The sequence below is a fragment of the Halomonas sp. TH-94 genome, assembly GCF_057473365.1.
The window spans coordinates 1-24,483 of sequence record NZ_JBYCKL010000077.1; the positions used below are offsets into that span (position 1 = coordinate 1).

A 24,483-nucleotide genomic window follows, 5' to 3' on the forward strand; every position below is an offset into this window, starting at 1 on the left:
GCCTGGAGCAGGGGGCGTCTGAGTGGCCGTTTCCATGGCAGGGACAGGCGCGCCTGGGCATCGTCTTTCGCCTCGGCGATCTCGCCGATCCCCTGATCTGGTTTCTCGCACTGCCGCTGGATGAGCAAGGCCAGCTCGTGCCGGCACCCCGTGATGCCTTCCTGCAGCGCCTGCTGGTCACACTGGGGCAAAACGTGGAACGGGTCGGGCGTGATCTCGACGACCAGGGCAAGATCGACAACCTGATGCAAGACAATCCGCTGGCCTTCACGCCATCGCTGCCCTTCCAGGCCATGCTGCATGCTCGTGCCACCTGGGATTTCGGCTTGCCGGCAAGCTCTCACCTGGAGCCCGTGGAAGCCTATCTCAGCGGTCAGCAGCAGGTGGACTGGCAGTTCCTGGGCCTGCAGGGCTTGGCCGACTTTGCCGTGCGCCTCGATGAAGAGTCCAGCCAGGCACTGGCCGAGACGCTTCCCCGCCTGCCCGCCGAAGTACTGGTGTCACTTTGCTACTGCCTTGAACATGTGACCATTCCCGATGACCTCGCAGCGGCCCTGCGCGACCGAGGGGAACAAGCGGCAGAGATGGGCCAACTGGAGGCCCTTTGCGCCTGTGTGCGTGCCGTCGGTGGCGCTGACCAAGCGATCGCAGGCGCCTGGTACGATTCACTGCTCGAAGATCCCGCAGCGTGCAGGCCCGATCTGCTGGCCGCCATTGCCGCGCGGGGTTGGTCGCACCTGGAGGATGGCGAACGCTTGCCGCGATTTCTGACGCGTCTGGCTCAGCAGCCCGAGGCGGATTTTGCCGCCGCGGCCCGCGACCTGGCACTGGTGCCACGGCTGCGCTTGCCGGTCCTGATGGTGCTGCGTGAAGCGCGCAGAGACACTCCCATCGGTCTGCGTCTGGCCGCACTGGGCCAATGATTGATAGCTGGAAATAACACCATGAAGGAACTGCCCTATACTCCGAAGGCTGTCATCGGACGCCTCGAGATGATCACTCTGCCGACGATAGGCATCACCGTTTGCGCCAAGATCGATACCGGTGCCTACACCTCGGCCCTGCACGCAGAGGATATCGAGATCTACGAAGAGGAGGGGCATCTATGGGTCAGTTTCACTACCCGCAGCGGTGGGCAGGAGTCACCCCCGCACGCCCATCGTACGCACCTTCACGATCGTCGTAGAGTGACGAGCTCCAACGGCCACAAGGAATGGCGTTACGTGATTCGTACGCCCATGAAGCTGGGCGATCTCGACATGATGGTGGAATTCACCCTGACCGACCGCAGTGACATGCGCTACCCCATGCTGCTTGGCCGCCGTGCCCTGCGCCGCCTGCTGGTGGCGCCCGGCGTTACCTTCCTGCATGGCGAACCCTGACCACCAGGCCCTACGACCCGGAGCCCAAGATGCAAATCGCGCTGCTGTCTCGCAATCGCAATCTCTACTCCACGCGCCGCCTGGTGGAGGCCGCCGAACAGCGCGGCCACAAGGCACGGGTGATCGACACCCTGCGCTGCTACATGAGCATCGCCGCGCATCACCCCTCGATTCACTACAAGGGAGAGGAGATCGAACGGTTCGATGCGGTCATCCCGCGTATCGGCGCGTCGGTGACCTTCTACGGCTGCGCGGTGCTGCGCCAGTTCGAGATGATGGGTACCTACGTTCTCAATGACTCGGTTGCCATTACCCGTTCGCGTGACAAGCTGCGTTCGCTGCAGCTGCTGTCGCGCAAAGGGCTGGGGTTGCCAATCACCGGATTCGCCCACTCGCCGGACGACATTCCCGACCTGATCACCATGGTCAAGGGCGCCCCGCTGGTGATCAAGCTGCTGGAAGGCACCCAGGGCATCGGCGTGGTACTGGCCGAAACCAACCAGGCCGCCGAGTCGGTGATCCAGGCCTTCATGGGCATGAAGGCCAACATCATGGTCCAGGAGTACATCAAGGAGGCCCGCGGGGCCGACATCCGCTGTTTCGTCATCGGCGACAAGGTCGTTGCCTCGATGAAACGCCAAGCGGCAGAAGGTGAGTTTCGCTCGAACTTGCACCGCGGCGGCACTGCCAGCCTGATCCGTATCACGCCGGAAGAGCGCTCTACGGCAATCCGGGCGGCCCGGGCGATGGGGCTTCAAGTGGCAGGTGTCGATCTGCTGCGCGCCAACCATGGCCCCGTGATCATGGAAGTCAATTCTTCGCCGGGCTTGCAGGGGATCGAGACGGCGACCGGCAAGGATATCGCCGGGTTGATCATCGAGCACATCGAGAAGAATGCCACTTCGTCGCGCAAGGCGCCGCCTAAGCCCAAGGGGTAATTGCAGGAAAAGCGCCCGAATTTGTAGAAAGACTACTTATTTCGTCTGCGGGGGTAGCAAAACAGTGTTTCCCCCGCCACAATCTGCGTCACCGGAGGAGGTGACCGCACATGTTTCTCGACAATCGCCAAGTGGCGATGGACAGCGTATTGGAAGCGCTGGCAGACAGCATCGACTATTTCCAGGACAACTTCGAGCGCCTGCGCCCTTCCCTGCGTGAAACGCTCAAGCCCCACTACGAATCACGCATCAAGGCCCTGCAAAAGCTCCGAGAACTGGCCATGCGCCACCTGAAGCTGCTTCCTCGGGATGCCGACGTCGAGCGTGACGACTACATGTGGCTGTGGAGTCGTCTGAAGAGCTTCGTCGGCAATGAAAGCCAGGTCGTCATCGGTGAGCTGCTCGAGCAGGAGCGGGTGCTGATGCAGGCACTGGCAACTCTGTATACCCACCCCCTGCCCAATCCGCTCGAGCCGGTGGTCGAGCAGTGCTGGAAGGAGTGCCGGGCCTTGATTCGCGAACTCTACCGATTGCAGAAGGAACGCCGTCGCTGACGGAGCGTCAATCGAAATCCAGGTCGGGCTCCAGGTCGAGCAGCTGACGCCAGGCTGGTGGAACGATCTGCAGCGGTTCCAGCGGCCCCAGGAAGTAGGGTTCTCGCCCCCATACGTAAAGGTCGCCCACGGTGGCGGCCCGGGCCATCCACTCTCTTGCCTGCAATCTCCAAAGACCCGCCACCGGACGAGTGGGGGCGCTGCATCCGCGCGCATCGAGACCCAACGCATCGGCAATGAACAGCGCGCGAGGCAGATGCCACCCCTGGGTGACCAGCAGGGCCTGCTCCACACCGAAGACATCCCTCGCCCGCGCCAGCGTATCGAAGGTGCTGAATCCGGCATAGTCGAGGGTCATATCCTCATCGCGCACGTTTTGGCCACGCAGCTCTCGCCACATGGTGATGGGTTCGTTGTACTGGCGGGTACGGTTGTCGCCGGAAAGCAGCAGGTGCTCGACTCTACCCAGTCTTAGCAGGCGGGAGGAGGCATTGATGCGGGCATCGAAATGCGGGTTGCGCACGCCGCTGCGAGTCCAGTGGGACGTGCCGAAGACGATGCCGACACGCTCCGGGCCGCATAGCGGCAGCTCATGCTCGATACGTGAGTAGGTCTTGCCCAGCACCCACAGATTGGCAGAAACGAACAGCAAAACAGCCAACAGCAGCAAGGCGCCGAGCGTCATCAAAAGAAACTTGAATGTTTTCCACAGCAGCGCCTGCATTCGCCATCACCGGACAGGAAGAAACAAAAGCCCGCGCGTGGCACGAAGCTCGGGGCTTGGCTAGAACATTCCCAGTTCCAGCCTGGCCTCGTCACTCATCATCTCACGGCTCCAGGGCGGATCGAAGACAATTTCGGTATGCACGCGGCTGATCTGCGGGGCACCGAGAATCTTGTTGCGTGCATCGGCGGCAATCACGTCACCCATCCCGCAGCCCGGTGCAGTGAGGGTCATGCGAATGGTGACGATGCGCTCACCGCTGATCAACCGCTCGATACGACAGCCGTATACCAGACCCAGATCGACGATGTTGACCGGAATCTCGGGGTCGAAACAGGTCCGTAGCTGGTTCCATACGAACTGTTCGATCTCCTCCTCGCTGGCCTCCTCGGGCAGCGTCGGACGCGGCAGAGGTTCTAGCCCTAGAACATCGAGATTGCTGCCCTCAATCAGGTAGAGCCTGCCTTCGAAGCCCACGCTGACCGAGCTGCCCTTGGCCTGCATGATGCTGACCTCACTGTCCTCGGGCAGCGTCACGGTCTTGCCGAAGGGAATCGAGATGGCCTCCACATCACGCTGCAGGGGTAGCGTCTGGCCCTTGTGCAGGCTTGCTATCTGTTCGATGCTCGACATGTCAGCGCACCATTCCAATGACGCGATCCAGAGCCTCGGCGAAGGCGTCGACTTCCTCGAGTGTGTTGTAGGCGGCAAACGATGCCCGGCAGGTTGCCGTCACCCCGAAGTGTGCCAGCAGCGGCTGAGCACAATGGTTGCCGGTACGGATGGCCACACCCAACTGGTCGATCAGCAGTGCGATATCCTGGGAGTGAGCGCCTTCGACGACGAAGGAAAGCACACCGGCCTTGTTCGGCGCTGTGCCCAATATCCGCAGCCCGTCGATGCGTGATACCGCCGCTGTGGCCCGTTCAAGTAGCCCGGCCTCCCAGTCGCCAATGGCCTCGAGCCCCACACCGTCGACCCAGTCCAGGGCCACGCCCAGGGCGATCACCTCTGCGATGGCCGGCGTGCCCGCCTCGAACTTGTGGGGAATATCGGCAAAGGTCGTCGGCACATCGAAGGAGACGCTCTTGATCATCTCGCCCCCGCCCTGCCAGGGCGGCATCGCCTCGAGCAGTTCCGCCTTGCCGTAAAGCGCGCCGGCCCCCGTCGGCCCGTACACCTTATGCCCGGAAAAGGCGTAGAAATCGGCATCGATGGCACGCACTTCGACCGCCTGGTGTGGCGTGGCCTGGGCACCATCGATCAGGATCAGCGCACCCTGCTCGTGGGCGATGGCTGCCATCTCTCGCACCGGATTGATGGTGCCGAAGGCGTTGGAGACGTGATTCACCGCCACGAGCTTGGTTCGCTCGCTGAAGAGTGAGCGGTAAGCCTGAAGATCGAGCACGCCGCGCTCATCCACCGGAATCACTTTGACCTTGACGCCGAGCTGGCTGGCCAGCAGCTGCCAGGGCACGATATTGGAGTGGTGCTCCAACAGCGAAACCAGCACCTCGTCGCCTTCCTTCAGGTTGGCGCGCCCCCAGCTGTTGGCCACCAGATTGATCGCCTCGGTGGTGCCTCGGGTGAACACGATCTCGCGCCGGTCCGCCGCATTCAGGAAGCCGCGCACCGTCTCGCGAGTCGCCTCATAGGCCGCCGTCGCCTCGTCGGCCAGGGTATGCAAGCCACGGTGGATGTTGGCGTTGTAGCGGCTGTAGTAATCGCGAAAGCAGTCGATCACCGCCTGCGGCGTCTGACTGGTGGCAGCGTTGTCGAAGTAGATCAGCGGCCGGCCGTGCACCTTCCGCTCGAGGATCGGAAACTGGGCGCGTATCCCGGCCACGTCGAAGACCGGTGCATTGAGCGAACGTTCGGTGGCCAGGTGGTTCATAGCACGTTCTCCTCGACTCACTCGTCGTGCAGGGCCAGGGACGCTTCCACCAGCCCGGCCAGGTTGAAACGCTCCGGCAGCTTGCCGGCCACCGCCAGTTCTACCCGCTCGGAGACCGCATCCAGATCGACCCGATCCAGCACCTCGCCGGCGAAAGCCAGGGTCAGCAGGCCGCGGGCGGTCTGCAGGTCGATGCCGCGTGTGCGTAGAGCGTAGATCGCCTCCTCGTCGAGCTGGCCTGTGGTAGTGCCGTGTGAGCATTTGACATCGTCGGCATAAATCTCGAGTTCCGGCTTGGCATCGATCTCGGCGCGATCGGAGAGCAGCAGATTGGCATTGCTCTGAAAGCCCTCGATCTTCTGGCTGTCGCGCTTCACTACCACCTTGCCGTTGAACACGCCACGGGCGCGGTCATCGAGAATGCCCTTGTAGTTCTCGTTGGAGAAGGTCCGCGGGGCGTTGTGATTGGCCAGGGTGTGGTTGTCGATATGCTGACGTCCCTGGCCGTAGAACAGCCCGTAAAAGTTGGCTTCCGCCCCTTCCCCGTTGAGTTCGCTGATCAGGTCGTTGCGCACCAATCCGCCGCCCAGGTTCAGGTTGAACGAGGTGTAGCGGCTATCGCGAGCCTGCTCGACGTGGATACTGGCCACGTGCAAATCGGCAAGCGGCGCTTCCTGCAGCTTGTAATGGGTCAGAATTGCCCCGCGGTCGAGCATCAGCTCAGCCACCAGGTTGGTGAAGTTGGCCGCCTCGCTCTCGCCGACATGGTGTTCGACAAGGGTGGCCTGGCTGCGCGAGCCCGCCTCAACCAGGATGCGCGGATGGCTCATCACGGGCTTCGCCCCGCTCCTGGAAAGGAACTGCAGCAGGATCGGCTTTTCCACCACGCTACCCGGTGCCAGGCGCACCACGGCGCCCTCTTCCATGAAAGCGGTATTGAGCGCCGAGAACGGCGAGAAGTCGACGCCGGTCAGTCGCCCCAGCGGCCCGCCCACCGCCTCGTGGTTTTCGGCAAGCGCTTGGGAAAGCGGCAGGACGGCCACGCCAGCGGGCAGCTCACCCACGTCTGAAAGCGCTGCCGAGAAGACCCCATCGACGAAGGTCAGTCGATGCGCCTCCAGCGGCAAGGTCAGGGCTGCCGCCGTGGCCGGCGAGAAATCGGCGCTGTCGGTCAGGGCGAAATCCCCCTGGGCGATGGCGCGCACGTCTGTGTACTTCCACGCCTCGTCACGCCGTGTGGGAAAGCCGAGGGCTTCGAATCGGGCGGCTCCGGCCTGGCGACGCGCGGCAATCCAACTCGGCTCACGCCCTTGGGATCGATCGCGCTCAGCGCAGCGCTCCTTGAGTCGCTCTAGAAAGCGGGACACTTCACTGTGAACGTCACTCATGCCGCCGTTTCCTCCACCACCCAATCGTAACCGCGGGATTCGAGCTCACGGGCGAGCTCGGCGTCGCCGCTCTTGGCAATACGGCCATCGACCAGCACATGCACGCGGTCGGGCACGATGTAATCGAGCAGGCGCTGGTAGTGGGTCACCAGCAGGATACCGCGCTCCTCGCCACGCAAGGAGTTGACCCCATCGGCCACTACGCGCATGGCATCGATGTCCAACCCGGAGTCGATCTCGTCGAGCATGGCCAGCTTGGGCTGCAACACCAGCATCTGCAGGATCTCGTTGCGCTTCTTCTCACCGCCGGAGAAGCCCTCGTTGACGGCACGCTGAAGGAAGCTGGCGTCCATCTTCATCTGCGCCAGCCGCTCCTTGACCAGCTTGAGGAACTCGGGGGCCGGCATCTCGCCCTCGCCGCGAGCCTGACGCTGAGCATTGAGGGCCGCCTTGAGCAGGTAGATGTTCTTCACGCCGGGGATCTCCACCGGGTACTGGAAACCCAGCAGCAGGCCTGCCTGGGCGCGCTCCTCGATCTCCATTTCCAGCACGTCGCGACCATCGAAAGTGACCGAGCCGGAGGTGACCTCATAGCCCTCCTTGCCCGCGATCACGGCCGAGAGGGTCGACTTGCCGGCTCCATTGGGGCCCATGATGGCGTGGACCTCCCCGGCGTTGATGGTAAGGGTCAGGCCCTTGAGGATTTCCTTGCCTTCCACCTTGACGTACAGATCCTTGACTTCGAGCATCTTGAGTACCTTTTCGATTCTGGCGAGCCGCCTCGGCGACCCGGTAAAAAATGTTCTTCGGCGAATCCCGGGAAATGAGCGAGCGGGGCCTGGACAAGGCGAGCGCGGACGAGAGAAGCGGCATTTACGTCTTATTCTCGAGTTCGCGCTCAATGCCGTGCAGGCGTCGCGCAGCCGTTTCTTTATCCAACGGCACCTTCGAGGGTCACGTTGAGCAGCGCCTCGGCCTCCACGGCGAACTCCATCGGCAGTTCCTGGAACACGTCCTTGCAGAAGCCGTTGACGATCATGCTCACCGCATCCTCCTCGGAAATCCCCCGACTCTGGCAGTAGAACAGCTGGTCCTCGCCGATCTTGGAGGTGGTCGCCTCGTGCTCGATGGTCGCCGTGCTGTTACCGATCTCCTGGTAGGGGAAGGTATGCGCTCCGCACTGGTCGCCGATCAGCAGCGAGTCACACTGAGTGAAGTTGCGCGCACCCTTGGCCCGGGGGCCTATCTTGACCAGCCCGCGGTAGGACTGGTTGCTGCGTCCGGCAGAGATGCCTTTGGAGACGATGTAGGAGCGACTGCCCTCGCCGATGTGAATCATCTTGGTGCCGGTATCGGCCTGCTGGCGACCGTTGGTCACCGCCACGGAGTAGAACTCACCGATACTGTCGCGGCCGCGCAGCACGCAGGAGGGGTATTTCCAGGTGATGGCGGAGCCGGTCTCGACCTGAGTCCAGCTGATGCGCGAGCGGTCGCCGCGGCAGTCGCCACGCTTGGTCACGAAGTTGTAGATACCGCCCTTGCCGTTTTCGTCGCCGGGATACCAGTTCTGCACCGTAGAGTATTTGATGTAGGCATCGTCCAGCGCCACCAGCTCGACCACGGCGGCGTGGAGCTGATTCTCGTCGCGCATCGGCGCGGTGCAGCCCTCCAGATACGATACCTGAGCGCCCTCCTCGCAGATGATCAAGGTGCGTTCGAACTGCCCGGTATTGGCTGCGTTGATGCGGAAATAGGTAGAAAGCTCCATCGGACAGGTCACGCCCTTGGGCACGAACACGAAAGAGCCGTCGGTGAAGACCGCCGAGTTGAGTGCGGCGAAGTAGTTGTCGGCCACCGGCACCACCGTACCCAAGTACTGCTTGATCAGCTCCGGGTAGTCGCGGATCGCCTCGGAGATCGAGCAGAAGATGACCCCCGCCTCGTGCAGCTTGTCTTTGAAGGTAGTGGTCACCGAGACGGAGTCGAACACCGCATCCACCGCCACGCCTGCCAGGGCGGCGCGCTCGTGCAACGGGATACCCAGCTTCTCGTAGGTTTCGAGCAGCTTGGGATCGACCTCATCGAGGCTCTGGGGACGATCCTCGGGGCGCTTGGGCGCGCTGTAATAGGAGATCGCCTGATAGTCGATGGGCGGATAATCGAGGTGTGCCCAGGAGGGCGGCGTCATCTTGAGCCATTGATGGTAGGCCTTGATACGCCATTCCAGCATCCATTCGGGTTCGCCCTTCTTGTTGGAAATGAAGGCGATGACGCTCTCGTCGAGCCCCGGTGGCACCGTCTCGCTCTCGATGTCGGTCACGAAGCCTTCTTTGTATTCGCGACGGACCAGCTGTTCCATTTCCTGACTTGCCATGGTCTCTCCCCTCCCGGGCGGTTGGGCTGGCGAGCGTACTCGCCTCGGGTAATGAATCCGGTTCGGTGGCTCAGGCCATATCGGCGGCCAGGCTCACGCTCTGTATGGGTAGCTGCACCGGCAGCTTGATTGGCGCAGTGTCGGCCAGATGGGCCAGGGTCACGCTATCGAGCAGGGTGCGCACGGCAACTGACACACGCTGCCAGTTGTCCGACACGCCGCAGGTGGCGAGCAGATCGCAGTCGCCCTCTGCATGGCTGCATTCGGTCATCGCTACCGGCCCTTCGATTGCGGTGATGATATCGATGGCGGTGATGCGCGATGCCGGCCGGGCCAGCGAATAGCCCCCCTGAGCGCCGCGGCGCGACTCCAGCAACCCTGCCTTGACCAGCATCTTCAAGGTCTTGCTGACGGTTGGATGCGGCAACTGCACGGTCTCGGCCAACTCAGCCGCAGCATGAGGCTGTTCGGGATGCCGGGCGATCTGCGCCAGGATCACGGCGGCGTAGTCGGTTAGCCGGGATAGTTTCAGCATGCCAGACTCCTGAGTCGCTGCTGCATGGCGGAGGGTCCGTACTCCATTTGGGACCATTTTAGTCCTGTATGAAATCGATGTGAAGCCTTCCACTCAAAAGATCGTCTCATACGCTGAGATCGCAGCAAGATCGACGCCATTCCCATCAATAACGCCAATCGTTCTCATTCATAAAAAGTATCGTCGCAACGACTTGGGGCAGTGCCAGCGACATTTCGACTTGAACTGGCCTGGAAACTGGCGAGCACGAGCCGAATTCGCCAGACTTGCATAGATGGTTAGCGGTATCGGCCAAGGAACCACTGAACGCCACATTGACGAGGCACCCCATGCGTAACCTCAAACTCGACCGCATCGACCGCATGCTGCTCGAAGCCTTGCAGCAGGACGCCCGTCTTACCACCGCCGAACTGGCAGAACTCGTGAACCTTTCCCCATCCCCCTGCGCTCGCCGAATCCGCAGGCTCGAGCAAGCAGGATTGATCAAGCGCTATCGTGCCGAACTGGACAAGTCGCTTCTCGGCCTGGTGGTGACGACCTTCGTGCAGGTACGCCTCGGCCATCATCAAGAGGAATGGGTAGAGCAATTCGAGGGGACCGTACGCAGCATGCCGGAAGTGATCCAGTGTCACAGCGTTTCAGGCCATTTCGATTATCTGCTTCAGGTCATCACCACCGACATCGATGGCTTCGAGCAGTGGTTGAGGAAATTCCGTCAGTTGAAGGAGGTCAGCGTCGTTGACAGTAGTCTCGCGATACGTGCGATCAAGGAGAGCGGAGCCCTGCCCCTGCCAGCCGAGTGATAAAGGGCGGCAAGGCATGAGCGAACGGAGATGACATGACAAAGGGCTTGATCACGGTTTTCGGCGGAACCGGATTTCTCGGCGCCCGGGTGGTGCGCGAACTGTTCGAGGCGGGCCATGCCGTGCGCATTGCGTCGCGCCAGGCGGCGCTGCCTGAATGGGCCGAACCCGGCGACCCGCTCGAACCCATCGCTGCCGATATCGGCAGCGACAACGACGTACGTCGGGCTCTCCACGGGGCATCCGGCGCGGTCAATGCCGTCAGCCTCTATGTGGAGAGTTCACGCGCCAGCTTTGAGGACATTCACGTGGAAGGAGCCGGCCGCCTGGCCCGCGTGGCCATGGCTGCGGGCGTGGAGACGTTCGTCCAGCTATCCGGAATCGGTGCCAGTCCCACCTCGCGCTCACGTTATGTAAGAGCAAGGGGGAGAGGCGAATCGAGAGTGATCGAGGAGTACTCCAAAGCGGTAATCCTGCGCCCGAGCGTCATGTTCGGTCCTCACGACGCCTTTATCTGCCGCTTGGCGCAACTTACCAGGCTTCCCGCCATCCCCATGTTCGGCCACGGGCGAACGCGCATGCAGCCAGTTCATGTCGTGGATGTGGCACGCGCCATCGTGCGCCTGCTGGGGGAGTCGCCACCGGAGCGCCGCCTGTTCGAACTGGGCGGCCCGGACGTGCTGTGCTATCGCGATATCGTGCAGCTGGTGCAGGCGCAGCTCGAGCATGAAAGGCCGCTGTTCCCAGTGCCCTTCCCGCTGTGGCACCTGGCCGCGCTGCTGGCATATCCCCTGCCCGGCCCGCCGTTGACGCGCGACCAGGTCTTCATGATGGCCGAAGACAATACCGTCGGCGAAGGCGTGGGTACCTTCGCCGACCTGGGCATCCTGCCTCGCTCGCTGCGTGACTCGCTGCCCACCTGCCTGGCGCCTCAGGCGTCGGACTCGTCCTCGTCTGAATAGAAATCCAGATCCTCCAGACGCCCCAAGGCTGCCGTAGCGATATTGGCCAGGTGCGCCGCTACGCGCTTGTAGTGTCGAGCCAGCAGTGAATAGGCCACGGCTTCGTGAAACTCCACCTTGTCCTCGTCGCGGAACAGTTCCTCGATCAGGCGATCGCAGTGCAAACGCACCTCACGAGCCATCGTCAAGGCCTTACGGGCGCTGACCTCATCGGACTTCTGCGCCGCCTTGATGACCAAGCCGAACATGTCGGTGACCTGGAGAGCGATGCGATCCAGCGGCTCCTGGTACTTGATGACGTGGAAGCCTTCGCGATAGAAATGCCCGACTTCGAAGACGTTCTTGCAGTAGTCGCCAATGCGCTCGGCATCCTTGGCTACACTCATCAAGGCCAGACAGATCGCCACATCGTGACCGGGATTGACGGTCAGATGGCGCAACACCTTGCGCCGAATCGAGCGCTCCAGTTCGTTGATGATGCGGTCCCGCTCGTAAAGCGGACCGCGCACATCATCAGCGGGCACGGAGCTGTGCAATACCTCATTGGCCCGGTCGAACATCCAGGCGCCGTTCTGCAGCATCTGGGTGAGGTCCTCAAAAGCCAGATTGATGGTGTTCTCTGAGGTCAGGGCGCTGAATAACTGACGAAACATGGAAGAAACTCCTGAAACAGCGCGCTCAGCGCAGGCTCGTGAACAATTCGACGGCACCGATCCCCAGCAGCGGGATCACCAGGAACACGCCGATGAGGAAAGCGAAGGCATAGCGAGTCTGGCGTGCTGCCAGCTTGCCGTACCAGGTCGCCACCTTAAGAGGAATATAACGCAGCGGCCACCAGATCGCGGTGCCGGTCAGGTTGAACATGACGTGGAACAGAGCCACCGTCATCGCAGCCGCAACCGGATTGGCGGTAGCGGCCAGTACGCTGGTCACGGTGGTTCCCAGGTTGGCACCCATCATGAACGGCAGCACGCGCCTCAGGCGCACTACCCCGGCACCGGCCAAGGGCACCATCAGGCTGCTGGTGATGGTGCTCGACTGCACCAGCACGGTAGACACCAGGCCCACCCCATAGGCACGCAGGTCGCTACGGAAGAAATAGGTGCGAAACAGACCGTCCATGTGTCGCAGCAGGGCGCCACGCAGGTTCTGTACCATGAATATCAAGGCAATGAACATCAGCAGCAAACCCAGACCGGCCACCAGCAGCCCCTGAGCCGCCAGAGTGGGCGTCAGCCATCCACCGATGGCATTGAACAGATCCACCACCGGCTGAGTAATGAGTTTGATCGGGCTGTTGGGTCGCGCCACTTCCTCCAGGCCGATCAGCTCGGCCAGCCAACCGGCCAGACGGGAGAAGATTCCACGCCCGGCCTCGTGAAACAGGCCGCTGATGAATTCCAGCGGAAACACCACCAGCACGGTGAGGATATTGAAGAAGTCATGCATCAGCGCTGCGGTGAAGGAACGCCGGAAGTTGCGCTTGATGCGCATGTTGGCCAGCGCCACGATCACGCCGGTAACGGCAGTGCCGATGTTGGCCCCCATGATGGCGAACACCGCCGTTCCGAGGGTCATCTCACCGGTTGCCACCAGAGTCACGATCAGTGCCGACGTGAATGAGGAGCTCTGAACGATCATCGTGACCAGCACACCGGCCAGCAACGCGATAAAAGGGTTTTCGCCATAGGCGAAGAGCTGTGTCAGGAAGTCGCTGGCGCGACCGAAGGTGCCGAGCCCGGAGCCCAGTACGTTCAGGGCGGCGAGAAAGAGATACAGGCAAACCCCGGCATAGACGGCACGCATCCAGGCCGGTACTTCTCTAACCGGCTCACGTGTCAGTGCTGCGCGCTGCGTTTCGCTGGAAGAAGATTGAGGTTTCGACATGAAAGGGCCGCTTTGCTCTCTGCATGGAAATGTGACGGATGCATGACACCCAGGTTACTGATGGCGAACGGTATAGCCGTCGTGTGACAGTTTCATGACAGCGAGGCGCTCATTCGCCAATATCCTCGTTCCACAGCTCGGGAGACGTTTCGATGAAGCGCGTCATCAGCTCGATGCACTCCTCGAGCTGAAGCACCTCGACCGATACGCCCCGTGAGCGCAGTAGCTCCTCTTCGCCAAGAAAAGTCCGGTTCTCGCCGATGACGACCCGCGGGATGCCGTAGAGCAGGATGGCGCCACTACACATGGGGCAAGGCGACAACGTAGTGTAGAGGGTGCAGTGGCGATACACCGATGCCGCTAAACGGCCCGCATTCTCGAGCGCATCCATTTCACCATGCAGTACGGTGCTGCCCGACTGAACGCGCCGGTTATGGCCGCGACCGATGATTTTTCCTTCGTGTACCAGCACCGAACCTATGGGAATGCCGCCTTCCGTCAGTCCGTGACGAGCCTCGTCGATTGCCGCTTGCATGAAGTGGTCCATCAATCCCTCTCCCTTTGGCAAGGCCATGCCTGGCTCTGCCGTGACCTTAGCAGACGCCGGCCAAGGCTGCCCGCAAGCCGCTCTGGCAGCGAATCGTCGCGACATTTCATTGCCAACGCCAGCCGTGACGCTCCCACCACTCCAGTGCTATGGCCCGATTCTCTGCATTGGCATGCTCGCTGAGCGTCTCGGCAAGACGGACATAGTCGCCGCCGGTCTGAGCCATGAGCTGAGGATCCTGAGTGGCCAGCTGCAGTGAGTAGAGCAGCAGCATCAGCTCGTACGGGTCGCCTGAGTCAATCAAGGCATACAGCAGCGGTATGGCCGGCTCGCCGATCTGCCCCAGGCGCTCCGCCGCGATGTACCACACCCGTGGGTGCTCATCACCACCATACACATCGATGAAGCGACGGTCGGCCAGGCGGCTGATGTAATAGTGAACTTCGTCCTCTTCCGAAGTGAAGTGGCGGGGTACCCAGAAACGATCTTCACGCGAGGTGGCAAGCACCGAAACGGGAGGTGACGACGGCGCTTGCTCAACGTTATCGGGGGAAGGAGCTTGCTCCGGGGGCGGCGGCGTATCCCGCCCCGCGCAGCCGTGCAAGAAAAGCAGCAGAATCAGTACGACAGTAATTCTGGAAACTGGCATTGCATACTCTCTGACTGGCCTTGGGTTGCTGCGTTTTTACGCTTTTGCTCGCTCGTTGGCTAGCCTAGCGAGCCGAGTTGAGCCGAAATCATCAATCAGTGCCTGCCCGGGCACTTCGGCCAACACTCGTCTCGGAGGCTGGAACAGGTTACGACCGGAGCCGGCGGCATCGTCCGGTAGCGCGATGCGACGGCCGTTGAGGGGAAGCCGGAGAGCATGCGCAATCGCCGCGGCGACCTTGGTACACAGCGTAGTCGAGCTGCGCGGCCTTGGCCGCCCTCTGCCTTCCCGCTATGCTCCGAGTAACGGCAACGGTTAGCGAGGAGACAGCATGAAGTTCGCCATCATGGGTAGTGGCGGCGTAGGCGGCTATTTCGGCGCGCGCCTGGCCGAAGCCGGAGAAGATGTCACTTTCATAGCCCGCGGCCAGCATCTAGAGGCCATGCAGCGCGACGGACTTCAGATACGCAGCATCAAGGGAGATGTAACCATCAACCCGGTCCAGGCCACGGACGACCCCGCTACACTGGGCCCCATGGACTGCGTGATAGTGGCAGTGAAGGCATGGCAGGTGCGCGAGGCAGCAGAGGCGATACGGCCACTGATCGGTCCCGAAACCACGGTACTGCCACTGGAAAACGGCGTCGAGGCGGCAGATACGCTGGCCGAAGTATTGGGCGATTCACCGGTGCTGGAAGGCCTCTGCGGTATTCTGGCTTGGCGCGAAGCGCCGGGGCTGATTCGTCATGCCGGGGTCGATCCTTTCGTACGCCTGGGCGAGCGGGACAACCACAGCAGTGAGCGCACGGCGCGTCTCAAGGCCGTTTTTGACAAAGCTCATGGCATCAGTGCGGAGATACCCGACGACATCCGCGTCGCGCAATGGAGCAAGTTCCTGTTCATCTGCGCCATGAGCGGCATTGGCAGTCTGTGCCGGGCTCCCATTGGCGTGACCCGCCAGTTGCCCGAAACACGCGCCCTGATCCAGGCGATGCTCGAAGAGATCGACCAGGTCGCCAAGGGACACGGCGTGACCTTCCCCGCCGACGCCGTGGAACGCGCCATGCAGTTCATCGATGCCATGCCGGCAAATAGCACTTCGTCCATGCAACGCAACATCATGGCCGGCGAACCTTCCGAGCTTGAGTCGCAGAATGGCGCAGTGGTGCGACTTGGCCAAGCGGTAGGCGTGGCAACACCGACCCATGCCGCAGTCTACGCCGCCCTGTTGCCGCAGGAACTGGCTGCCCGGGGAGAGGCTCCCTTGCTTCAATAGCGTTGAGTGTCAGGCAATGTCCCACTTGCAAGATGGAGTATCGAGATGAGCCAGGTTCCTGATAACGCCCCCGGCCAGAGCTGGAACGCCGCCAACTATGCCCGGCATGCCGATTTCGTTGCCGAGCTGGGCGGCCCGGTGGCCGAACTGCTCGCCCCCCGGCCCGGCGAGCGCATTCTCGATCTGGGCTGCGGTGACGGTAGCCTGACTGAAATCGTGGCCCGCTCGGGCGCCACGGTCGTCGGCGTCGATGCAGCGCCCGACATGATCGAAGCCGCCAAGGCACGAGGGCTGGACGCTCGCCTCATGGATGCCCACAACTTGGCTTTCGAGCATGAGTTCGATGCCGTATTCAGTAACGCCGCCATGCACTGGATGCTCAATCACGAAGCCGTGCTGGCTAGTATTCATCGGGCACTGAAGCCGAATGGACGCTTCGTCGCCGAGTTTGGCGGGCATGGCAACGTGGCGGCGATCTGCACTGCCCTGCTGGCGGCTCTGCAGGCGCGCGGCATCAGCGGCAAGGCCCGCTATCCGTGGTTTTTCCCTGCACCCGAAGAGTATGCCGAGGCCATGCAGACGGCGGGATTCACGGTCGACTCCATCGAACTCATCCCGCGCCCGACTCGCTTGCCGACGGGTATGGCCGGATGGCTTGATACCTTCGCCAATCCCTTTCTGCATGGGTTGGATGAAGAGATACGCGAGGCCGTGCTGAACGATGCCTTGGCGCTACTGGCCCCTAGCCTGCGTGACAGACATGGCAATTGGACGGCCGATTACGTGCGACTGCGTTTGAGCGCACATCGCTGAGGCACCGGTCAGGCCTCACCTGACCGGTGCGATGACTCACTCGACGACCTGCGAGGATAGACGCTCATCCGGTCGCTGTTCGATCAGTCGACAGGTTTGAGCGCCGTCCAGTCGGTGCGATTGGCCAGGAACTCGGGGCGCGGACGATTGCCGCAAAAAGGATTGACCAGACCGTTTTCGACGCTGTTGTAGACGAAAAAGAGATTGCTGCGCGGCCAGCAGGACATGTTCATGTTGGACCCGTGCATGGTATTGCACTCGAACATCACGAGCGTACCTGCCGCTCCTTTCGGCGCCTCGATTTCGCCCTCGAGCATCAGCTTTCGCAGGCTGGTATTGTCAGGCACCCCGACATCCTGGCTCTTCAGCGACTCCTTGTAATTATCCGTGGGCGTGCGCCCAACACACGGAATGAAGTATTTGTGCGAGCCGGGGATCAGCATCAAAGGGCCATTGAACTCCCCGTTATCGGTCAACACGATAGAGCAGCTCAGAGAGCGCATGCGTGGCATGCCATCCTCACTGTGCCAGGTTTCGAAATCGGAATGCCAGTCGAAGCCCTTACCCTTGAAACCGGGCTTGTAGTTGATTCGCGACTGGTGAATGTAGATGCCTTTACCCAGCAATTGCTCGACCATGGCCAATAGCCGCGGATCACGTGTCAGGCGGCTGAAGCGCTCGGAAATCTCGTGAATGCCGAAGATGGAACGAATTTCCTGCCGCCCCGGCTCGAGAACGGTGCCCTCCGAGAGCTTGAGATCCTCATCCTCCTCGTAATCGTTCAGCTCCTGAATGAAGGCATCCATCTCCTCGCGCGGGAAGAAGCCTTCGAAAGAGAGAAAGCCTTTCTGTTCGTATTCGCTGACCTGCTCCTCGCTCAGCGGGCCACCGCTGCGCTCTTCCCGTTCGGTAAAAACCACTGGGTCGATACGCTCGAACATTCCCAACTTGCGCTCCAATCGCGTAGGGAATAAATCCTGTACGTCATTTTTCATCGCATGCTCCTCCTTGATCAAAGCGAAACGGCCAATCGTCCGACTGGTCATGATCCACCCTAGACCCGGAAACGTTTGCATGCAAAGTGAGTTTGTATCGGCCTATTACGACAAGAAAATTAACCGTAAGTGACTTCGATAAAGGAGGGGACATTCAAAAACTTGGAATGAGCTTTTGCGCACGATGAGGAGCGCTTCGCCTAGCCAACAAGGCTGGCACCGAGGCCGGGCATGCACGGAGAACGCCGTCCCCGTGCAGGAAAAGCCAGCCGGAACGCTGCCATCCTCACCCGACCAAATGCATCAACCTCGCTGATATGTACCGATCAGCCGATTCATGCCCAGCAGGTGCGGCTCCAGCTGTTTAAGCAGCTCAGCCAGCCCCAGTCCTTCAGGTAGGTCGGTCGGCTTGTCGAGGGCAAGAATCCAGAAGTAGTAGTGGTGGACGCCGTGGCCCTCCGGCGGCATGGGGCCAGCGTAGCCCACTTTGCCAAAGTCGTTGTTACCACGTGTACCATCGTTTGCGCCTTCATCCAGGCTGGTGGTGGAGCCCGGCAAGTTGTAGAGCAGCCAGTGGACGAAACCGTAGCTGCCATGCTGAACCAGCGGTGCATCCGGGTCATGGCAGATGACTGCGTAGCCCTTGGTGCCCTCAGGGGCGTCGCTCCAGCTCAGCGGCGGCGAGAGATCCTCCCCCTCACCGGTATACCTGGTGGGTATGGCGCCATGTGCATCGAAGGCCGAACTTTTCATCTGCATACTCGAGAGTGCAAAGGCCATATGCGTGAATCCTCCAGTCTGTTGAAAAGCGGAAGGGACTGAAACAGCGTCGGAAAAAGCCGTTAGACTGTCAAACATGAAACGTTTGCTGATTGTGGCCCATGCGCCCTCACCCAATACCCAACGCCTGCGCGACGCCGCGGAGCGCGGCACCAAGCATGACGATATCGATGCCGTCGAAGTCATCGTGAAAGCGCCGCTGGAAGCGGGCCCGGATGACGTGCTGGGTTGCGATGCCATCCTGCTCGGTACCACCGAGAACCTCGGCTACATGAGCGGCGCACTGAAGGACTTCTTCGATCGCAGCTACTACAGCCTACTCGAGGAGAAGCAGGGCCTGCCCTGTGCGCTCTACGTGCGAGCAGGCCATGACGGCACAGGTACACGCAGGGCTGTCGAAGGCATCGTTACGGGACTGCGCTGGCGCTGGGCGCAGGAGCCACTAGTCCTGCGTGGCGAATGGCAAGAGGGATTCATCGAGCAGGTAGAGGAGCTGGGGCTCTATCTGGCAGCGGGGCTCGAAGCGGGAGTGCTGTAGGACATGCCCGAAGGGACATGTCCGTTGTTTACCGCTCGCAGACGAGTCAGTTGCTGCACGACCCGCAGCAGACTCCTGGCTCTCCGTGCTTTTTCTTCTTTGCGGCGTCGGCGCTGGCAGGCTCGCCTGGGCTGACGTCCGCAGCCGCTGATGTCGACGCTCCCGGCTCGAATGTCTGTACGGCTTGTTTGTCTTCCGACTTGTCTCTCTTGAACAGTTGCTTGAGCCCCATGGTAGCCCCCTCGCAGTGGATTTAATAAGATGCAAAACAAATGCATCTTATTGTTCGGCGATCCGGGCGTCAACGCAGCAAACAAAACGGCCCCGCCCGAAAGGGCGGGGCCGTTGGCCAAGCAGGGGCCTGCTTCAGGCTTACTTCAAGCGCTCGAAGACCGTTGCCACGCCCTGCCCCATGCCGATACACATGGTGGCGAGTCCCAGCGTGGTGTCCTGCTGACGCATCACGTTGAGCAGCGTGGTGCAGATACGCGACCCGGAGCAGCCCAGCGGGTGGCCCAGGGCGATGGCCCCGCCGTTGAGGTTGACCTTCTCGTCCATGGCGTCGAGGAAACCCAGATCCTTGAGCACCGGGATCGCCTGAGCGGCGAAGGCTTCGTTGAGCTCGACGGTCTGGATGTCCTGAGACGACAGCCCGGCAGCCTTGAGCGCTTTTTTCGAGGCCGGCACCGGACCGTAGCCCATGATCGAAGCGTCGCAGCCCGCCACGCCGGTGGAGAGCACCTTGGCAATGGGCTCGAGCCCCAAGGCGCGTGCCCGCTCGTAGCTCATCACCGCCATGGCGGAAGCGCCAACGGAGAGCGCCGAGGAGGTGCCTGCCGACACCGTGCCGCTGCGCGGGTCGAATACCGGCTTGAGCTTGGCCATGTCCTCCAGGCTGGCGCCGACACGAATCACCTCGTCATGCTTGACCAACTTGCGGAAGCCCCGCTCATCGTGGCCTTCGACTCCGATGATTTCATTATCGAAGTAGCCTTGATCGCTGGCCGCAGCGGCGCGCTGGTGGGAACGCACGCCGAACTTGTCCTGCTCCTCGCGGGTGACACCGTGCATTTTGCCCAGCAGTTCGGCAGTCAGGCCCATCATCATGGCAGCCTTGGCGGCATACTTGCTGGCAGCGGGATTGACGTCGACCCCATGAGCCATGGGCACATGCTCCATGTGCTCGACACCACCGATGACGTAGAAGTCCCCCATACCCGCCTTGATGTTGGCCGCGGCGATATGCAGTGCCGTCATCGAGGACCCACACAGACGGTTGACCGTCTGGGCCGGCACCGTACGCGGAATACCGGTCATGATCGCTGCATTGCGCGCAATGTTCATCGACTGCTCGAGGGTCTGGTTGACGCAGCCCCAGATGATGTCGTCGACTTCGGCCGGGTCGAGACCGGCATTGCGATCGAACAGTGCCTGCATCACCGCGGCGGAGAGGTTCTCGGCTCGCACGTTGCGGAAAGCGCCGTTCTTGGCCTTGGCCATGGCAGTACGCACGCCGTCGACCACCACGATGTCTCTCGGATTCAAACTCATATCAACTCACCTCCTGCTCGTGGTGGATTCAGCTCTGGGCCTGGGTGGAATAGAAACGCTCGCCGGCTTCTGCCATCTTGCGCAGCTTGTCGGTAGGCGCGTAGAGCGGGCCAAGCTCCTCGGCCAGGCCTTCGGCCAGCTTGACGAACTCGGCCACACCCATGGCGTCGATGTAGCGCAGTGCACCACCCCGGAACGGCGGGAAGCCGATGCCGTAAATCAGCGCCATGTCGGCCTCGGCCGGGGTCTCGACGATGTTGTCCTCGAGACAGCGCACCGTCTCCAGACACAGTGGCACCATCATGCGGGCGATGATGTCCTCGTCGGAGAACTCCTTCTCGCTGACGACCACTTGCTTGACCAGCTCATAGGCCTTGTCGTCGCTGACCTTCTTCGGCTTGCCCTTGCGGTCTTCCTCGTAGGCGTAAAAGCCCTTGTCGTTCTTCTGGCCCAGGCGCTCGTTCTCGTACATGACCTGAATGGCGGTCTTGGAATCGCGGGCCATGCGGTCGGGGAAGCCCTCGGCCATCACTTCATTGGCGTGCACGGCGGTATCCATGCCCACCACGTCGAGCAAGTAGGCGGGCCCCATGGGCCAGCCGAACTTCTCCATCACCTTGTCGACACGCTGGAAGTCGGCCCCCTGCTCCACCAGCAGGCTGAAGCCGCCGAAATAGGGGAACAGCACGCGGTTGACCAGGAACCCGGGGCAGTCGTTGACCACAATGGGCGTCTTACCCATGGCGCGGGCATAAGCGACGGTGGCCGCCACGGCAGCGTCACCGGTTTTCTCGCCACGAATGACCTCGACCAGCGGCATGCGGTGCACCGGGTTGAAGAAGTGCATACCGCAGAAATTCTCGGGGCGCTTGAGATTCTGCGCCAGGCGGGTAATCGAGATGGTAGATGTATTGGAAGTGAGGATGGTGTCCTCACCAACCTGACCTTCCACTTCAGTCAGCACCGCATCCTTGATCTTGGGATTTTCCACCACTGCCTCGACCACCAGATCGACGTGGCCGAAATCGCCATAGGAGAGCGTCGGGCGGATCAGCGTCAGCTTCTCGGCCATCTGCTCGGTGGTGAGCTTGCTACGCTCCACCTGCTTGGCAAACAGCTTGCGCGACTCCTTGAGCCCCAGCTCGATGGCCTCATCCTTGATATCCTTCATCAGGATCGGCGTGCCCTTCGAGGCGCTCTGGTAGGCAATGCCGCCGCCCATGATGCCGGCGCCCAGCACGGCGGTCTGCTTGACCTCGCGGGCCTGCTTCTCGAACTTGGCGGCCTTCTTCTTGACCACCTGATCGTTCATGAACAGGCCGACCAGATTGAAGGCCACATCGGTCATGGCCAGCTTGACGAAAGCTTTGGCCTCGATGGCCTGGGCGCGGGTGCGCTCCTCGCCGGCGCCCTTCTGGATCACCTTGATCGCCTCGACCGGTGCCGGATAGTGCGGCCCCGCCTTGCCGGCCACGAAGCCCTTGGCGGTTTCAAAGGCCATCATCTGTTCGATCGCATTGAGCTTGAGCGGCCCGGTCTTCTCGGCCCGGCGCGCCTGGTAGTCCAGCTCACCGGCGTTGGCACGCGCCAGGATGTCGAGCGCTGCCGCCTCGAGCTGATCGTTCGGCACCACGGCATCCACCGCCCCAACCTTGAGCGCGGCATCGGCACGGTTCTCCGTGCCACCGGCGATCCACTCGACGGCATTGTCCGAGCCGATCATGCGCGGCAGGCGCACGCAGCCACCCCAGCCGGGAAGGATGCCCAACTTGGTTTCGGGCAGACCGATCTTTGCCTTTTCGCCCATGACGCGGAAGTCGGTGGTCAGCGTGACTTCGCAGCCGCCACCCAGCGCCAGACCGTTGATCGCCGTGACCGTGGGGAACGGCAGGTCCTCGATGGCGTTGAAGATGTCGTGCACCTTCATCAGCATGGATTCGAGAAAGTCGCTTCCCTTGCCGAACATGGCCTGGAATTCGGTAATGTCCGCACCGACGATGAAGGCATCCTTGGCGCTACCGATCACCAGCCCCTTGAGGCCGCTCTCGCCGCGAATCGCCTGGACTGCCTCGTCGAGCTCGGCGACCACGGTGCTGGACAGCTTGTTGATGGATTCACCCTGTAGATCGAAGGTGAGCATGGCGACATCGTCGCCCCCGTTCTTGGTACCGCGGGCCACCGTGATGGCGTTGCCTTGATAGATCATCCACGAATCTCCACACAGAGGTTGGCGTTGGAGGAGTGCCAGATTTCATACGGCCGTTTGATTCCGGAAAGCTTGGTGTACTCCAGCCGGCACGTCAAGCCCCCCAAGACGTTTTGTCCCTGCCGGTTTGAAGCGAGGGAGAGAAAGCGAAATCATGTCTGGCAGAAAGCATAGCTGCTCGCGCCATTTCTGGCGCAGCGCACCCGTCGTCCTGACAGGGCAAACAGGGCTCTGAAGGAAGCGAGGGAACCAAACGCTTAGCGCGATAATCAAATAACCGTAGCATCACGGGACGAGACAATTTGCATTACACGCAAGGGGTCCGGACAATTCGACAAAATCAACTATATATGCGGAGTCCCATGCATCAGAACATCGGCTTCCGACTGTCTCGCCTGCCCCGCCTGTGGCGCGCCATCATCGACCGGCGACTCGCACCGCTGGGGCTGACCCAGACGCGTTGGATCACGCTGTATCATCTCTGGCGATTGGGTGACGGGCAGCCGCAGTGCGACCTGGCCCGTGCGATTGGCGTCGAGGCGCCTTCTCTGGTCCGTACGCTGGATCAACTCTCGGAGCAGGGCCTGATCGAACGCTGTCCCTGCGAACAGGACCGACGCACCAAGCGCGTATTTCTCACCCAGGCTGCCACGCCGCTGCTCGAGCAGATAGACGAAGTGGTCACCCAGGCAAGGCGAGAAATGCTGGGCGGCCTCAGCGAAGCGGAAATCCAGCAGCTCGACGCCCTTCTGGAACACATCGAGAACAATGGCCTTGCCATTCAGACCAAGGAGAGCGACGGCTGAGGCGCCCGCCCGCGCTAGGGAGAAGGTCGTACCTACTCGCGGTGTGTAATCTCGCCGAAGGCACGCTTCCCACCACGCTGGTCGGCATGTCCGGCCAGCGCATCCCGCAGCTTGCGGAAGTCCTCGACGTAGGTCAGGAAGCGCTCGGCCGTCTGTGACTCCCACCACCATAAGGTGATGGCTGTCTCGCTGGACTCGACGACGAGCGCATCCTGTGGCAGACGTGTCAGCAACGCCTCGAGCGGCTCGTGAGCGGCGGGAGGCAGGGCTCGCAGCGGTTCGACGCGCCAGCGCCAGTCGGCCACAAAGGGCTTCAGCACCTCGCTGGCCTCTCCCGATCGCACCAGCACGAAACGCGGCCCGGGCGCCTCACTGGGATAGGACCAACGATAGCCCGGCATGGCCGTCTCGATGCCGTGCAGCGGCGGTTTTTCCAACACCACCTTGACCCCCGCCTTCATCGCTGCACTCCGCAGCGGGGCAACGCGGCGCTGCCGGGCGCTGGGCTTGAGCCACATCACCGGCGAAACCATAAGCAGTAGTACCGCCACGATTATTACCCAGACCATCGCAATCTCCCGATTCTTGACGCAAGTCGTTGTCTTGCATCGTCAGTCGTCCTAGAGTTAAGGCATATCAATCATATCGTGCCGTTTCGCAGGAGCCTGCCATGAGCAATGAGTACCGCCACATCCTGGTCGCCGTCGACCTGACCAAGGATTCCCATAGGGTGCTCGAACGCGCCTTGCAGATTGCCGAGCGCAACCATGCCAAGCTGTCGATCATGCACACCTTGGAGCCGCTGGGCTTTGCCTATGGGGGCGACATCCCCATGGATCTCACCAGCATCCAGGATCAGCTCGACGACCCTGCCAAGCAGC

Annotated in this window: 28 protein-coding genes; 11 read left to right on the top strand and 17 right to left on the bottom strand. The window is 61.7% G+C overall.

From position 1 onward, the window contains the following. From AC2VNO_RS14625 to AC2VNO_RS14640, 4 genes are all read left to right on the top strand, one after another. On the top strand, positions 1-923 hold a 923-nt coding region (locus AC2VNO_RS14625; RefSeq protein ID WP_486934820.1), incomplete at its 5' end, for a DUF3549 family protein. Positions 924-944: 21 nt separating this feature from the next. Next, complete coding sequence (locus tag AC2VNO_RS14630) at positions 945-1,382, top strand: putative ATP-dependent zinc protease (protein WP_228576037.1); 438 nt, start codon at positions 945-947, stop codon at positions 1,380-1,382. A 29-nt stretch (positions 1,383-1,411) separates the two neighbouring features. Then, entirely contained in the window at positions 1,412-2,320 is a 909-nt protein-coding gene (gene rimK / locus AC2VNO_RS14635) for a 30S ribosomal protein S6--L-glutamate ligase (RefSeq protein WP_228576039.1), read from the top strand. A gap of 110 nt (positions 2,321-2,430) precedes the next feature. After that, a complete protein-coding gene (locus AC2VNO_RS14640) occupies positions 2,431-2,874 on the top strand; it encodes a hypothetical protein (protein ID WP_486934821.1) in 444 nt (147 codons plus the stop codon). A 7-nt stretch (positions 2,875-2,881) separates the two neighbouring features. On the opposite strand, the gene AC2VNO_RS14645 is transcribed toward AC2VNO_RS14640, so the two are convergent. The 7 genes from AC2VNO_RS14645 to AC2VNO_RS14675 form a co-directional block, all read right to left on the bottom strand. Further along, a complete protein-coding gene (locus AC2VNO_RS14645; RefSeq protein ID WP_486934822.1) occupies positions 2,882-3,598 on the bottom strand; it encodes a SanA/YdcF family protein in 717 nt (238 codons plus the stop codon). 60 nt (positions 3,599-3,658) lie between these two features. Beyond that, the gene (gene sufT, locus AC2VNO_RS14650) at positions 3,659-4,231 is read right to left on the bottom strand and encodes a putative Fe-S cluster assembly protein SufT (RefSeq protein WP_486934823.1); all 573 of its coding nucleotides are present in this window, start codon (positions 4,229-4,231) and stop codon (positions 3,659-3,661) included. A 1-nt stretch (position 4,232) separates the two neighbouring features. Further along, on the bottom strand, positions 4,233-5,492 hold the full coding sequence (locus tag AC2VNO_RS14655; protein ID WP_486934824.1) for a cysteine desulfurase: 1,260 nt from the start codon (positions 5,490-5,492) through the stop codon (positions 4,233-4,235). A gap of 17 nt (positions 5,493-5,509) precedes the next feature. Beyond that, positions 5,510-6,880, bottom strand: coding sequence for a Fe-S cluster assembly protein SufD (gene sufD, locus AC2VNO_RS14660; RefSeq protein WP_486934825.1), 1,371 nt, complete (start codon positions 6,878-6,880; stop codon positions 5,510-5,512). Further along, on the bottom strand, positions 6,877-7,629 hold the full coding sequence (gene sufC, locus AC2VNO_RS14665; protein WP_486934826.1) for a Fe-S cluster assembly ATPase SufC: 753 nt from the start codon (positions 7,627-7,629) through the stop codon (positions 6,877-6,879). Before sufC ends, sufD begins: the two co-directional genes overlap by 4 nt. A gap of 182 nt (positions 7,630-7,811) precedes the next feature. Further along, entirely contained in the window at positions 7,812-9,254 is a 1,443-nt protein-coding gene (gene sufB / locus AC2VNO_RS14670) for a Fe-S cluster assembly protein SufB (protein ID WP_486934827.1), read from the bottom strand. A 70-nt stretch (positions 9,255-9,324) separates the two neighbouring features. Beyond that, the gene (locus tag AC2VNO_RS14675; protein ID WP_228576055.1) at positions 9,325-9,789 is read right to left on the bottom strand and encodes an SUF system Fe-S cluster assembly regulator; all 465 of its coding nucleotides are present in this window, start codon (positions 9,787-9,789) and stop codon (positions 9,325-9,327) included. Between the two features lie 329 nt (positions 9,790-10,118). On the opposite strand from AC2VNO_RS14675, the gene AC2VNO_RS14680 reads away from it, so the two are divergent. Beyond that, the gene (locus AC2VNO_RS14680) at positions 10,119-10,592 is read left to right on the top strand and encodes an Lrp/AsnC family transcriptional regulator (protein ID WP_486934828.1); all 474 of its coding nucleotides are present in this window, start codon (positions 10,119-10,121) and stop codon (positions 10,590-10,592) included. A gap of 35 nt (positions 10,593-10,627) precedes the next feature. Continuing rightward, entirely contained in the window at positions 10,628-11,554 is a 927-nt protein-coding gene (locus AC2VNO_RS14685) for a complex I NDUFA9 subunit family protein (RefSeq protein ID WP_486934829.1), read from the top strand. Here the strand turns inward: AC2VNO_RS14685 and AC2VNO_RS14690 are convergent. The 4 genes from AC2VNO_RS14690 to AC2VNO_RS14705 form a co-directional block, all read right to left on the bottom strand. Further along, positions 11,524-12,207, bottom strand: coding sequence for a phosphate signaling complex PhoU family protein (locus tag AC2VNO_RS14690; protein ID WP_486934830.1), 684 nt, complete (start codon positions 12,205-12,207; stop codon positions 11,524-11,526). The two genes, AC2VNO_RS14685 and AC2VNO_RS14690, sit on opposite strands and share 31 nt — an antisense overlap. Before the next feature lie 25 nt (positions 12,208-12,232). Continuing rightward, positions 12,233-13,441, bottom strand: coding sequence for a Na/Pi cotransporter family protein (locus AC2VNO_RS14695; protein WP_486934831.1), 1,209 nt, complete (start codon positions 13,439-13,441; stop codon positions 12,233-12,235). Between the two features lie 109 nt (positions 13,442-13,550). Next, positions 13,551-13,988 carry a nucleoside deaminase gene (locus tag AC2VNO_RS14700; protein ID WP_486934832.1) on the bottom strand — a complete coding sequence of 146 codons (438 nt, stop codon included), beginning with the start codon at positions 13,986-13,988 and terminating at the stop codon, positions 13,551-13,553. A 106-nt stretch (positions 13,989-14,094) separates the two neighbouring features. Beyond that, positions 14,095-14,637, bottom strand: coding sequence for a hypothetical protein (locus AC2VNO_RS14705; protein ID WP_486934833.1), 543 nt, complete (start codon positions 14,635-14,637; stop codon positions 14,095-14,097). A 331-nt stretch (positions 14,638-14,968) separates the two neighbouring features. Here AC2VNO_RS14705 and AC2VNO_RS14710 point away from each other — a divergent pair, with 331 nt between their 5' ends. Together AC2VNO_RS14710 and AC2VNO_RS14715 are read left to right on the top strand one after the other, a co-directional pair. Next, the gene (locus tag AC2VNO_RS14710) at positions 14,969-15,913 is read left to right on the top strand and encodes a 2-dehydropantoate 2-reductase (RefSeq protein ID WP_486934834.1); all 945 of its coding nucleotides are present in this window, start codon (positions 14,969-14,971) and stop codon (positions 15,911-15,913) included. A 45-nt stretch (positions 15,914-15,958) separates the two neighbouring features. Next, complete coding sequence (locus AC2VNO_RS14715; RefSeq protein ID WP_486934835.1) at positions 15,959-16,726, top strand: class I SAM-dependent methyltransferase; 768 nt, start codon at positions 15,959-15,961, stop codon at positions 16,724-16,726. An 83-nt stretch (positions 16,727-16,809) separates the two neighbouring features. On the opposite strand, the gene thpD is transcribed toward AC2VNO_RS14715, so the two are convergent. Both thpD and AC2VNO_RS14725 read right to left on the bottom strand, forming a co-directional pair. Then, positions 16,810-17,721, bottom strand: coding sequence for an ectoine hydroxylase (thpD, locus tag AC2VNO_RS14720; RefSeq protein ID WP_486934836.1), 912 nt, complete (start codon positions 17,719-17,721; stop codon positions 16,810-16,812). 303 nt (positions 17,722-18,024) lie between these two features. Next, positions 18,025-18,501 (bottom strand): YbhB/YbcL family Raf kinase inhibitor-like protein, encoded by a 477-nt coding sequence (locus AC2VNO_RS14725; RefSeq protein ID WP_486934837.1) that lies wholly within the window; start codon positions 18,499-18,501, stop codon positions 18,025-18,027. Between the two features lie 76 nt (positions 18,502-18,577). Here AC2VNO_RS14725 and AC2VNO_RS14730 point away from each other — a divergent pair, with 76 nt between their 5' ends. Then, positions 18,578-19,039, top strand: coding sequence for a flavodoxin family protein (locus AC2VNO_RS14730; RefSeq protein WP_486934838.1), 462 nt, complete (start codon positions 18,578-18,580; stop codon positions 19,037-19,039). Between the two features lie 46 nt (positions 19,040-19,085). Here AC2VNO_RS14730 and AC2VNO_RS14735 read toward each other — a convergent pair whose 3' ends face one another. The 3 genes from AC2VNO_RS14735 to fadB all read right to left on the bottom strand — a co-directional run bounded on the left by AC2VNO_RS14735 (position 19,086) and on the right by fadB (position 22,796). Beyond that, positions 19,086-19,271 carry a CCGSCS motif protein gene (locus AC2VNO_RS14735; protein ID WP_486934839.1) on the bottom strand — a complete coding sequence of 62 codons (186 nt, stop codon included), beginning with the start codon at positions 19,269-19,271 and terminating at the stop codon, positions 19,086-19,088. Positions 19,272-19,411: 140 nt separating this feature from the next. Next, complete coding sequence (gene fadA, locus AC2VNO_RS14740; protein WP_486934840.1) at positions 19,412-20,590, bottom strand: acetyl-CoA C-acyltransferase FadA; 1,179 nt, start codon at positions 20,588-20,590, stop codon at positions 19,412-19,414. 28 nt (positions 20,591-20,618) lie between these two features. Next, positions 20,619-22,796: a fatty acid oxidation complex subunit alpha FadB gene (gene fadB / locus AC2VNO_RS14745; RefSeq protein ID WP_486934841.1), complete on the bottom strand. Its 2,178-nt coding sequence runs from the start codon at positions 22,794-22,796 to the stop codon at positions 20,619-20,621. 362 nt (positions 22,797-23,158) lie between these two features. Here fadB and slyA point away from each other — a divergent pair, with 362 nt between their 5' ends. Continuing rightward, the gene (gene slyA, locus AC2VNO_RS14750; RefSeq protein ID WP_486934842.1) at positions 23,159-23,602 is read left to right on the top strand and encodes a transcriptional regulator SlyA; all 444 of its coding nucleotides are present in this window, start codon (positions 23,159-23,161) and stop codon (positions 23,600-23,602) included. Positions 23,603-23,634: 32 nt separating this feature from the next. On the opposite strand, the gene AC2VNO_RS14755 is transcribed toward slyA, so the two are convergent. Next, on the bottom strand, positions 23,635-24,171 hold the full coding sequence (locus tag AC2VNO_RS14755; RefSeq protein ID WP_486934843.1) for a preprotein translocase subunit YajC: 537 nt from the start codon (positions 24,169-24,171) through the stop codon (positions 23,635-23,637). Between the two features lie 101 nt (positions 24,172-24,272). On the opposite strand from AC2VNO_RS14755, the gene AC2VNO_RS14760 reads away from it, so the two are divergent. Further along, positions 24,273-24,483 (top strand): universal stress protein (locus AC2VNO_RS14760; RefSeq protein ID WP_486934844.1); only part of this gene is annotated, 211 nt, incomplete at its 3' end.